The organism is Oerskovia gallyi (assembly GCF_014836745.1).
In the GTDB taxonomy this organism is placed as follows: domain Bacteria; phylum Actinomycetota; class Actinomycetes; order Actinomycetales; family Cellulomonadaceae; genus Oerskovia; species Oerskovia paurometabola.
The window spans coordinates 24107-36244 of the sequence record NZ_JACSQE010000014.1 but is presented as its reverse complement, the minus strand read 5'-3'; the positions used below and the strand labels follow the sequence as shown (position 1 = coordinate 36244).

The following is a 12138-nucleotide window of genomic DNA, read 5'->3' as shown; positions in this document are numbered from 1 at the left end:
CAACGGATAAGGTGCCGCCTGGCGCCAGTGGCGTAACGTCATAGGCTGCCGGTGGGAACGAGACGGTGGGGTCCAGCGCCACGCCCCTGCCCGACGCCGTAGCCCACCCCCAGCACCTCGGCCCACCCGGAGACCGCTCCGGGCGCGAGCCACACCAGCAGCAACGGAAAGCAGGAACGGATGTCCTCAGGTCGCAAGCTCGTCATCGTGGAGTCCCCCACGAAGGCACGCAAGATCCAGGGCTACCTCGGTGACGACTTCGAGGTGGAGTCGAGCGTCGGGCACATCCGCGACCTCCCGCAGCCGTCCGAGCTGCCCGCCGACATGAAGAAGGGGCCTTTCGGCAAGTTCGCGGTCAACGTCGACGAGGGCTTCGAGCCGTACTACGAGGTCTACGCGGACAAGAAGAAGAAGGTCGCGGAGCTCAAGCGCGCCCTGAAGAACGCCGACGAGCTCTACCTCGCGACGGACGAGGACCGCGAGGGCGAGGCCATCGCGTGGCACCTGCTCGAGGAGCTCAAGCCCAAGGTGCCCGTGCACCGCATGGTCTTCCACGAGATCACGCGCGAGGCCATCGAGCGTGCGCTCGAGAACACGCGCGACCTCGACGAGCACCTGGTCGACGCCCAGGAGACGCGCCGCATCCTCGACCGCCTCTACGGCTACGAGGTCTCGCCCGTGCTGTGGCGCAAGGTCCGTCAGGGTCTCTCGGCGGGCCGTGTCCAGTCGGTCGCCACGCGCCTGGTCGTCGAGCGCGAGCGTGAGCGCATGGCGTTCGTCGCGGCCGAGTACTGGGACGTGTCCGGCACGTTCTCGCTCGCCGACTCCAGCGCCGAGGACGCCGACAAGAGCTTCGACGCCCGCCTGGTCCAGCTCGGCGGGGCGCGCGTGGCCTCGGGCCGCGACTTCGACGACCGCGGTCAGCTCAAGCCCGCCTCGGCGCGCGACGGCGTGGTCCAGCTCGGCGAGCAGGCCGCGGCCGCCGTCGTCGGCGGACTTGCCGATGCCGACTTCGCGGTCCGCAGCCTCGAGACGAAGCCGTACACGCGCCGTCCGGCCGCGCCGTTCACGACCTCGACCCTCCAGCAGGAGGCGAGCCGCAAGCTCCGCTTCAACTCGCGGCAGACCATGCGCACCGCGCAGGCGCTGTACGAGAACGGCTACATCACCTACATGCGTACGGACTCCCCGTCGCTGTCGGCCGAGGCCACGGACGCCGCCCGCCGCCAGGCCGCCGAGCTGTACGGTCCCGAGTTCGTGCCGGGCTCCCCTCGCGTCTACGCCTCGAAGGCGAAGGGCGCGCAGGAGGCGCACGAGGCCATCCGCCCCGCCGGCGACTCGTTCCGCACCCCGGCCCAGGTCGCCCGTGAGATCAGCGGCGACCAGTTCAAGCTGTACGAGCTCATCTGGAAGCGCACCGTCGCCTCGCAGATGGCGGACGCCAAGGGCTCGACGGCGTCGGTGCGGCTGGCCGCGCCGGTCGCGGGCAGCGAGGCAGAGGTCGCCGGGAAGGAGGCCGTGTTCGCGGCCTCCGGCACGGTCATCACGTTCCGCGGCTTCCTCGCCGCGTACGAGGAGGGCACCGACGACGGCGCGGAGACGGCCGACGGCACCCCCGCGAAGTCCGGCCGCCGTCGCAACGACGAGGACGCCCGCCTGCCCCAGATGGGCGAGGGCGACCTGCTCGACGGGCGCGACCTCACGGCCGACGGGCACTCGACGTCCGCACCCCCGCGCTACACCGAGGCCAGCCTCATCAAGGCTCTCGAGGAGCGCGGCATCGGACGTCCGTCCACGTACGCGTCGACCATCTCGACGGTCCAGGACCGCGGATACGTGCTGCCGCGCGGTCAGGCCCTCGTCCCGAGCTGGCTCGCGTTCGCCGTGATCCGGCTCCTGGAGGAGCACTTCGAGTGGCTCATCGACTACGACTTCACCGCGGAGATGGAGGCCGACCTCGACGCGATCGCGGCCGGCGACAAGGACCGCGTCGCGTGGCTGACCCGTTTCTACTTCGGGGACGGGACGGGCAGCGAGGAGGGCGAGGGGCTGCGCCAGCTCGTGGACGACCTCGGCGAGATCGACGCGCGCGACATCAACTCGGTCCAGATCGGCGAGGGCATCCAGCTCCGCGTCGGCCGGTACGGTCCGTACGTCGAGGATCTCTCGGTCGAGGTCAAGGAGGGCGAGAACCCGCCGCGGGCCTCGGTGCCCGACGACCTGGCCCCCGACGAGCTCACGGTCGACAAGGCGCGCGAGCTCCTCGCCGCAGGCGCCGACGACGGCCGGATCCTCGGCACCGACCCGGAGTCCGGGAACCCGGTCGTGGCCCGCGCGGGACGCTACGGCCCGTACGTGACCGAGCAGCTCCCCGAGCCGAAGCTCGACGAAGGCCTGTCGGCCGCCGCGCTCAAGAAGGCCAAGGCCGCGCTGCCCAAGCCCCGCACGGCGTCGCTGCTCAAGGACATGAGCCTGGACACCGTGACGCTCGAGGACGCCCTGCGTCTGCTGTCGCTGCCGCGCGTCGTGGGCACGGACCCGGAGACGGGCGTCGAGATCACCGCGCAGAACGGCCGGTACGGCCCGTACCTCAAGAAGGGCACGGACTCGCGCACCCTCCCGTCCGAGGAGGCCATGTTCACGGTCACCCTCGAGGAGGCGCTCGAGCTGTACAAGCAGCCCAAGCGCGGCCGCGGAGCCACGGCCACCCCGCCGCTGCGGGAGCTCGGCGACGACCCGACGTCGGGCAAGCCCATCGTGGTCAAGGACGGGCGTTTCGGCGCGTACGTCACGGACGGCGAGACGAACCGGACGCTGCCGCGCGACCTGACGCCCGAGTCCATCACCCCGGAGAAGGCCATCGAGCTCCTCGCGGAGAAGCGCGCGGCCGGTCCGGCGAAGAAGAAGGCACCGGCGCGCAAGGCACCGGCCAAGAAGCCCGCCGCGAAGAAGGCCCCGGCCAAGAAGGCGACGGCCGAGAAGAAGTAGCGGCGGCGCCCCGGCGGCGGGGCCTTCCTCGTGGGGGCCGGAGCGCCGAGGTAGAACGTGCTGTGCGAGGTAGAACGCGGTGCGCACTACCTCGCACAGCACGTTCTACCTCGCTCCCTCGTCGGGAGGCCGACCGATCAGTGGTGCGTGTGCTTGACCGGTTCGGGCAGGCCCGCGTCCGCGCGGATCGAGCGCGACAGCCCCTCGATCGAGCGCAGCGCGTCGACGAGCTCGGGCACGCGGACCTCGAACGGCATCGCGTGGATGGTCTCGCCCGGGGCGGTCGCGGCCTCGGCGACGCGGCGCAGGTCGCCCACGTCGGCCGTCGTGAGGCCGATCTCGGTGAGCGTGTTGGGCAGCCCGACGCGCGTCGTGAACTCGACGAAGTCGCGGATCTCCTGCGAGGGCGCCCCCTCGAGCACGAGCTGGGTGAGCGAGCCGATGTTGACCTTCTGGCCGTGCGTGAGGCCGTGGGTCTGCGGCGCGGCCGTGAGCCCGTTGTGGATCGCGTGGGCCGCTGCGAGGCCGCCCGACTCGAAGCCCAGCCCGGACAGCAGGGTGTTGGCCTCGACCACGGCGTCGACCGCCGGCGTGACGAGGTGCTCCTTGACGGCCTCGATCGCGGGCAGCGAGTTCTCCCACAGGATCTGCCAGGAGAGCTCGGCGAGCGCGGTACCCGTGATGAGGGGCAGTCCGCCCGCCATGGTCGTCGCGTTGGCCTTGGCCACGGCGCGGGCCTCGATCCACGTGGCGAGCGCGTCGCCGATGCCCGCGACGAGGAACTTCACCGGGGCGTTCGCGACGAGCTGGGTGTCCACGAGGACCAGGTCGGGGTTGTGCGGGAAGAAGCGGTACTCCTCGAACGCGCCCTCGTCGGTGTAGATGACCGACAGCGCCGAGCAGGGCGCGTCCGTCGAGGCGACGGTGGGCACCGAGACCCAGCGGACGCCCTCGAGGTGCCCGGCGGCCTTGACCGCGTCGATCGTGCTGCCGCCGCCGATGCCCACGATCACGTCGGCGCCGGTCTCGCGGATGCGTCGGGCGAGGTGGTCGACGGCCGCCGCGGTCGCGTACGTGCCGAAGCCCTCGCGCTCGCGGCGCAGGTTCGCGGCCTGGAACGACTCGGCGACGGTGTCCGCGACGATCTCCCAGACCACGTCGTCGGCCACCAGGAGCGGCTTGGTGCCGATCGGGGCGACGAACTCACCGAGCCGGGACAGCGCGCCGCGCGACTGCACGTAGCGCAGAGGGCTGATGAGGGTGCGGATCGGGACCTCGGACATGGGGACCTCCTCGGAGTGCTGGACAGGACGTCGCCGGACCGGCGCGGAGGGTCGCTCCTCGCGGACCGCCGACACCTCGACGCTATGTCGGGGCAGGGCAGGGCGCCTGGTGGGGCCGTGTGACGTCCGTCGTCGTCCCGTCACGCGAGACGTGGTGCGTCAGTCGACCGTGACGGCCTCCAGCACGGGCAGCCGTGCGGCCCGGATGCCCGGCCAGACGCTCGCGACGAGCCCGATCACGACCGCCAGGCCCAGGACCGCGAGCACCTGCCCCCAGGGGACCGCGAGGCTCGTGAGCCCCTGCTCGGCGAGCACCCCGGGCAGGGCGGCGGCGATCGCGATGCCCGTGAGCACTCCCAGCACCGTCCCGTAGACCGCGGTCAGGACCGACTCGATCGTGATGATGCCCGCGAGCTGGAGGCGCCCGAGCCCCACGGCCCGCAGCAGCCCGATCTCCCGGGTGCGCTCGATGATCGACAGCGCGAGCGTGTTGACGATGCCCAGCAGCGCGATGACGATCGACAGCCCGAGCAGCGCGTAGAGGATCACCAGGACCTGGTCCACCTGGGCCGCGGCCGCGTTGGCGAGCTCCTCGCGGTCGAGCACCGAGACCACGAGGAAGGGCTTGACGGCCCCGGTCAGGGCGGCGCGCAGCTCGGTGGCCGAGGTCCCCGGGGCGGCCGTGACGTACACGGCGTACGTCGGGATCTCGGGGGCACCCACGACCGCGTAGGTCGCGTCGGCGAGCACCACGTCGGACGAGATCACCTGGGTGTCGACGATCGCCCCGATGCGCACGTCCTGCGTGCGGGCGCCGTCGTCGCTCGTCAGGGTCAGGGAGTCGCCGACCGCCCAGCCGTGGTCGCGCGCAGCGGTCCGGCGCACCACGGCCTCGCCGTCGGCGAGGGCCCGGTCGGGGTCGCCCTCGACCACGGGCGCGTCGAGCGCCTCGGTGAAGAACCCGGGCGGCACGACCGTGGCCCCGCTGGGCTCGCCGTCCACGTCGAGCGTCCCGAGCCGCAGGGGAAGCGCCTGCCCGACGGCGGGGAGCCCGGTCACGGCATCGGTGACCCCCGGCGGGAGCGCGCCCGTGGCGGCGGCGGCCTGGACCACGTAGTCGGCCCGCATCTGCTCGTCGACGATCGACCGGACCGAGGCCTGCGTCGAGGCCGCGATGACCCCGGTGGCGCTCACGAGCGCCATCCCGATCAACAGCGCCCCCGCGGTGTTCGAGGTGCGGCGGGGGCTGCGCGTGACGTTGCCGCGCGCGAGGCGCCCCAGCGGGCGGATCGCGGCCACGGCCGGCACGGCGAGCACCGTGATCACGGCGCCGGCGATCGCGGGGGACAGGACCAGGACGCCCACGAGCGCCGCGCTCGCGCCGACCGCGAGCAGGACCCGCGGGTTGAGGTCGTCGACCAGGGCCCACCCGGTCGGGTCGGCCGAGGCCGAGCTCCCGAGCCGCGAGGCCAGCACCAGCAGGCCCGCGCCGAGCACCGTCAGCACGAGCCCGACCACCGCGCGGGTGCCCGTCCCGCGGTCCGGTGCGACGTCGTCGTGCATGGCCTGGACCGGGGGAGTGAGGGCCGCGCGGCGGCCCGGGACCGCGGCCGCGACCACGCTCACCAGGACGCCCAGCGAGATCGCGACCACGACCGACGTCGCGCTCAGCGGCACGCGCCCCGAGAGCTCCATGCCCGTCGAGCCGAACACCGCGCGCAGCCCGCTGACCAGCACCCGGCCCAGCACGACCCCCGTCGCGGCCCCGAGGATCCCGACCGCGACGGCCTGCGCGAGGATCGACGCGAAGACCTGCGCGGGCGAGGCCCCGAGCGCCCTCAGCAGGGCGAACTCGCGCTGGCGCTCGCGCACCGACATCGCGAACGTGTTCGCGATGATGAACGCCCCCACGAACAGCGCGATGGCCGCGAAGACCAGCAGGAACGTCTCGATGAACCCGAGGATCTGCTCGACACCCTCGCGGGCCTCCTCACGCACGGCCTCGCCCGTGAGGGACTCCGCGCCCGCCGGGAGGACCTCGGCCACGCGCTCGGCGAGCTCCTGCTCGGACACGTCCCCGGCGGCGTAGACCGAGATCGTGGGGACCGTCCCGTCGGGGGCGTAGGTCGCGAGCGCGGTCGCCGGGTCGAGGCCCACCAGGATCGTGCCCGCCGCGGCCGCCTCGATCGCGAAGATTCCCGTGACCGTGACGGGCTGGGGAGCGCCCGCCAGGACCACGGTCGTGGTGGCCCCCGTGGTCAGGCCCGCCGCCGACGCGGCGCTCTCCTCGAGGGCGATCTCCGCCGCGCCCAGGGGCCACGCGCCGCTCGCGAGCGTCACCGTCGGCTCGTCGGGGCCCACCGCGATCCCGATGCTCGGCGGTCCCGACGTCGTGACAGCCGTGCCGTCCGCCGCGACCAGGACGATCGGACCCGACGCGTCGGGCACGGCGCGCGCGACGCCGTCGACCCCTGCGACCGTGTCCGCGAGCGAGACCGGGACCGGGGAGTGCGGCGTCCCGAACGTGCTGCCCGCGCTCGTCGTGTCGTCGATCTCCTCGGCACCGCGCACGTACACGTCGGCCACGAGGGTCGTCGCGATGATCTCGTCGAACGTCGAGGACAGCATCGCGCGGAACGTGAACGTCCCCACCACGAACGCGACCCCGAGCATCACCGCGAGCGTCGACAGCAGGAAGCGGACGAGGTGCGCCCGGACCCCGCGCAGCGCGACCCGCAGCATCAGTCCTCCTCCGCCTGCCCGAGCGCGTCGAGGATGTCGCGCCGCGTCGGGGCCGCGAGGTCGGCGGTGATCCGCCCGTCCGTGAGGAACAGGACCCGGTGCGCGTACGAGGCCGCGCGCGGGTCGTGCGTGACCATGACGACCGTCTGCCCCAGCTCGTCGACCGAGCGCCGCAGGAAGCCCAGGACCTCCGCGGACGAGCGCGAGTCGAGGTTGCCCGTGGGCTCGTCGGCGAACACCACGGACGGCCGCGAGACCAGGGCACGCGCGCACGCGACCCGCTGCTGCTGCCCGCCCGAGAGCTCGGCCGGACGGTGGTGCAGGCGGTCGCCCAGGCCCACGGCGCCCACGACCTCGTCGAACCACGCCCGGTCCACGGGGGCGCGGGCGATGTCGAGCGGGAGCGTGATGTTCTCCGCCGCGGTGAGCGTGGGGACCAGGTTGTACGACTGGAAGACGAACCCGATCCGGGTCCGCCGCAGGCCCGTGAGGCGCCGCTGCGAGAGGCGGCTCACCTCGGTCCCGTCGATCACCACCCGGCCCGACGTCGGGGAGTCCAGGCCGGCCATGCAGTGCATGAGCGTCGACTTGCCCGAGCCTGACGGCCCCATGATCGCCGTGAGCTCGGCCGCGCGGAAGTCGACGTCGACGCCGTCGAGGGCCCGCACGACCGTCTCGCCCTGCCCGTAGGTCTTCACGAGGTCGCGTGCCCAGGCGGCCGTCCCGTCCGGAGCGGTCGGGGACAGCGCGGGCAGCGGCGGGACGGCACCGGTTCCGGAGCGGGGAGGTGCGGGCAGGGCGGACGAGGACGGGGTGGGCTCCATCGGAGATCCCTTCGGTCGGAATGTCTCCATCGTGGCCCCTGGGGCGGGTGACGTGCGACACATCGGCCGAACTCGCGTCAAGACGTCGGCGTGGCGTGGTCCTCCCCGATACCACGGACCACCCGCCCGTGCGACCCGACGGCTCGACCCCCCTGCCCGCCGGGCACCACCCGAGGAGCCCACCATGACGAACCACACACAGGCCGGATCCCCCCGGCACGCGGCGGTGCTCGCCGTGCCCCCCACGACGGCTGCCCCCACGCTCGCGTGGCGCCTGCTGTCGACGGCGCTCGCGGCCCTGCTCGTGCTCGTGGGCGTCGTCGCGATGCCCCGCACGGCGTCCGCCGCCGAGCTCGACGCCATCAAGACGGTCACGATCACCCAGCCGTTGGACGAGGCCCACCTGTGGCAGTCGCTGCGGATCGAGGCCACGTGGGCCGTGCCCGACGGCTCGCACGCGGGGGACACGTTCACCCTGGCGTTCCCGCAGTCCCCCCGCGTGACGGGGTTCGCGCAGACGTTCGACCTCAAGACGCCCGCCGGTGCGGTCGTCGGGACGTGCGACGTCACGCAGGACGGTTTCGCGTGCACGCTCAGCCCCTACGTCGAGACCGCGACCAACGTCCAGGGCACGCTGTACTTCTACGCGCAGGTCAGCAGCGTCGGCGAGGGGGGGACGTTCACGTTCACCACGGGCAACGAGATGGTGATCGAGGTCCCCGTACCGGGCGGCGGCGTGATCCCGGGCAGCGGCTGGTCCGCCCCGGAGCAGCCCGTCAAGGGCGGCTGGGTCAGCACGGACGGCAGGACCGCCGTCTGGGAGGTCTACGTGCCGAGCGAGTTCCTGGCCGCCTCGGCGGGCGGTCCCGTGGTCGTGACCGACACCTACGACTCGCGGCTGACCATGCGCGACGACTCGCTCGTCGTCGCGTACGTCCCCCTGGCCGACTGGAACGACGGTGACTACGGCTCGAGCGCGGTGCGGCTCAGCCCGGGGACCGGTTACGTCTACACCCCGGACGTGGCCGGCTCGTCGTTCGACCTGACGTTCGTCGACCCCGTGACGGACGGTTCGCGCATGTACATCTTCACGTACCGGATGTCGTTGCCCGCGGGTGTGCAGGACGGTGACACGTTCGCCAACCAGGTTGCGGGCAGCACCGGCTGGGACGACCAGCGCGTGCTCGAGTACGCGGCCGCCGGTGGCGACGGCAGCGGCGACGGCAACGGCGAGCTCCGCCTGACCAAGCGCGTCACGGGCGAGGCCGCGACGTCGGTCCCGGCGGGCACCGCGTTCACCGTGGACTACACGACCGACCGGAACGGAGCGACGACGTCGGGCAGCCTCACGGTGACCGACGGTGCGACCGTCACGATCCCCGGCCTCGCCGCCGGGACCGTGGTGACGCTGAGCGAGGTCTCGCCCGCCGCGATCGACGGCGTGACCTGGGGCGAGCCCGTGTTCTCGGGCGAGGGCGTGACCCCGGTCGAGGGTGGCGCACAGGTCACGGTCGGCGCGGAGGGCGTGGTCGAGGTCGCGCTCGACAACCCGGTCACCCCGGTGGACCCGCCTGTCCCGCCAGCCGCGCCGGTGCCGCCCACCGCGGTGCCGCCCACCACGGTGCCCCCCGTCACGACGCCGCCTGCGGCGGTCGTCCCGCTGACCAAGGCCCCGACGGTCAGGGCGACTCCCCAGGCGACGAAGAAGCCCGCGCGTGGTGCGCTCGCCACGACGGGCGCGACGGTCGGCCTGGCTGCCGGTGCGGCCGCGCTGCTGGTCGGCACCGGGGTCACGCTCGTGGCGCTGCGTCGTCGGGGGGCGACCTCCTGACGACGGCCTGAGCGCAGCAGCCCCGCGACGGCTCCTGGGGCGACCGGTCGATCGACCGGTCGCCCCAGGGGCCGTGGCGGGGGGGCGCAGCCCGGTCGCAGTAGCGTGGACGCATGGTCTCTCACGCAGTGGTGAACGTGCTCGACGCCGTACCCGACCCGGGTGACGCCCCGCCCGTGCGCTGGGGGATCCTGGGCGCGGGGAAGATCGCGGGCTCGTTCGCGGACGAGGTCCGGGCCTACACGCAGGGGCACGTGGCGGCCGTGGGTTCGCGCGACGAGCACCGGGCACGGGACTTCGCGCAGCGGCACGCGCCGTCGGCGACCGTGCACGGTTCGTACGAGGCCCTCGTCGCGGACCCCGACGTGGACGTCGTGTACGTCGCGACCCCGCACTCGCACCACCGCGAGCACGGGTTGCTCGCGGTCGCGGCGGGCAAGCCCGTCCTCATGGAGAAGGCGTTCACGCGCAACGAGGCCGAGGCGCGCGAGGTCCTGGACGCGGCGCGGGCCGCGGGCGTGTTCGTCATGGAGGCGATGCTGACGCGGCACCTGCCGCACGTCGCGGCGATCCGCGCGCTGGTCGCGCAGGGGGAGATCGGCGAGGTCCGGTCGGTCACGGCGTCCTACGGGTCGAACGCCGCGTACGACCCGTCCCACCGCCTGTTCGCGCCCGAGCTCGCGGGCGGCGCGCTGCTGGACATCGGGATCTATCCGCTCGCGTTCGCGACGGACCTCCTGGGCATGCCCGACGACGTCACGGCGGTCGGTCTGCAGGCTCCCACCGGGGTGGACGCCCAGTCGACCGTGGTGCTGCGGTACGGGGACCGCGCGACGGCCACGCTCGCCTCGTCGGTCCTGGCGCAGTCGGCGACGTCGCTGGTGATCGCGGGAACGGGAGGGCGGATCGAGGTCGTCGACCGTTTCATGGTGCCCACGGCCTTCAGCGTGGTCTGGGCCGACGGCGCGCGCCGCGACTACGACGGGTACGCGCCCGGGGCCAAGCAGTACGAGGCGGCCGAGGTCGCGCGCTGCCTCGCGGCGGGGCTCACGGAGAGCCCGCGTATGACGTGGCAGGACACGCTCGACCTGATGCGGGTCATGGACCGGGCGCGTGCGCAGCTGGGGGTCGTGTACCCGGGCGAGTAATCGCTCGCCGGTGCCGAGAACGGGGTTGAGGTCGTTCTGGCGTCCCGAACGGCCTCGGCCGGGCGGTTCGACCGCGCGGAACCTCGTCCTCGGCACGTCGGCCGCGCGACCACACCTCGGGCAATACCCCGTGGCAGCGCTCTCACGGGGTTAGCGTGAACCCATGAGCAACGACGCCCGCGAAGCGGCACCGACAGTCCAGCCCGCCTCCCTGCCCCACCTCGCGGCGACCGCCGCCGACCTGCCCGAGGTGATCTCCGGCGTCGTGCCCGACCCGCGGACCGCTCCCACCGTCCGCTGGGGGATCCTGGGCGCCGGGAACATCGCCGGGTCGTTCGCCGAGGCCGTGCGCGACCACACGCGCGCACGCGTCGTGGCCGTGGGGTCGCGCGACCGCGTCCGCGCCGAGCGCTTCGCGACCGAGCACGGCATCCACACGACGCACGCCGACTACACCGAGCTCGTCGAGGACCCGCAGGTCGACGTCGTGTACGTCGCGACCCCGCACTCGCACCACCGGGACCACGCGCTGCTGGCCATCGCGGCGGGCAAGCACGTCCTCGTCGAGAAGGCGTTCACGCGCAACGAGGTGGAGGCGCGCGAGATCCTCGACGCCGCGCGGGCCGCGGGCGTGTTCGTCATGGAAGCCATGTGGACCCGGTTCCTGCCGCACGTCGCGGCGCTGCGCGCGGTGATCGCGCGCGGTGAGATCGGCGAGATCGTCAACGTGAGCGCCGACCACGGCCAGTTCTTCCCGTTCGACCCCGAGCACCGGCTCTACGCGCCCGACCTCGCGGGCGGCGCGCTGCTCGACCTGGGCGTGTACCCCGTGTCCTTCGCGCACGACGTCCTGGGGGCGCCGTCGTCGGTCACCGCGGTGGGGGCGCTCACGGAGACGGGAGTCGACGGCCAGCTCGGCATCACGCTCGGCTACGGCCGGGCCATGGCCACGCTGTCGACGACCCTGTGGTCCCAGACCCCCAACGTCGCGTCGATCTCCGGGACCGCCGGGCGCATCGAGATCGAGGGCACGTTCTACGCCCCGACGTCGTTCCGCGTGGTCCGGCACGACGGCGCGCAGTGGCGCTACGAGGGCTTCCGCGGCGAGGGCAAGCAGTACCAGGCGGCCGAGGTCGCGCGCTGCCTCGCGGCCGGCCTGACCGAGAGCCCGCGCATGACGTGGCAGGACACGCTCGACGTCATGCGGACCATGGACGAGGTCCGCCGCCAGACGGGCGTGGTCTACCCGAACGAGTGATCTGGGTGTCGAGACACCCGGGTGGGGGGGGGGGGGGGGGGGGGGGGGGGGGGGGGGGGGGGGG

General features: G+C 73.4%; 7 protein-coding genes. 4 read left to right on the top strand and 3 right to left on the bottom strand.

The genetic code is table 11. The features are described 5' to 3' along the window. The first annotated feature begins 180 nt into the window (after positions 1–180). On the top strand, positions 181–2988 hold the full coding sequence (topA, locus tag H9640_RS16135) for a type I DNA topoisomerase (protein ID WP_191791803.1): 2808 nt from the start codon (positions 181–183) through the stop codon (positions 2986–2988). Between the two features lie 137 nt (positions 2989–3125). On the opposite strand, the gene H9640_RS16130 is transcribed toward topA, so the two are convergent. From H9640_RS16130 to H9640_RS16120, 3 genes are all read right to left on the bottom strand, one after another. After that, entirely contained in the window at positions 3126–4271 is a 1146-nt protein-coding gene (locus H9640_RS16130; RefSeq protein WP_191791802.1) for a glycerol dehydrogenase, read from the bottom strand. 159 nt (positions 4272–4430) lie between these two features. Continuing rightward, positions 4431–7013: an ABC transporter permease gene (locus H9640_RS16125; RefSeq protein WP_191791801.1), complete on the bottom strand. Its 2583-nt coding sequence runs from the start codon at positions 7011–7013 to the stop codon at positions 4431–4433. Further along, the gene (locus tag H9640_RS16120; protein WP_191791800.1) at positions 7013–7837 is read right to left on the bottom strand and encodes an ABC transporter ATP-binding protein; all 825 of its coding nucleotides are present in this window, start codon (positions 7835–7837) and stop codon (positions 7013–7015) included. Before H9640_RS16120 ends, H9640_RS16125 begins: the two co-directional genes overlap by 1 nt. A gap of 184 nt (positions 7838–8021) precedes the next feature. Between H9640_RS16120 and H9640_RS16115 the strand changes: the two genes are divergently transcribed. The 3 genes from H9640_RS16115 to H9640_RS16105 all read left to right on the top strand — a co-directional run bounded on the left by H9640_RS16115 (position 8022) and on the right by H9640_RS16105 (position 12074). Next, positions 8022–9668, top strand: a complete 1647-nt coding sequence (locus H9640_RS16115; protein ID WP_191791799.1) for an Ig-like domain-containing protein — start codon at positions 8022–8024, stop codon at positions 9666–9668. A gap of 113 nt (positions 9669–9781) precedes the next feature. After that, on the top strand, positions 9782–10816 hold the full coding sequence (locus tag H9640_RS16110) for a Gfo/Idh/MocA family protein (protein ID WP_191791798.1): 1035 nt from the start codon (positions 9782–9784) through the stop codon (positions 10814–10816). Between the two features lie 163 nt (positions 10817–10979). Further along, on the top strand, positions 10980–12074 hold the full coding sequence (locus tag H9640_RS16105) for a Gfo/Idh/MocA family protein (protein WP_191791797.1): 1095 nt from the start codon (positions 10980–10982) through the stop codon (positions 12072–12074). The last annotated feature ends 64 nt before the right edge of the window (positions 12075–12138 follow it).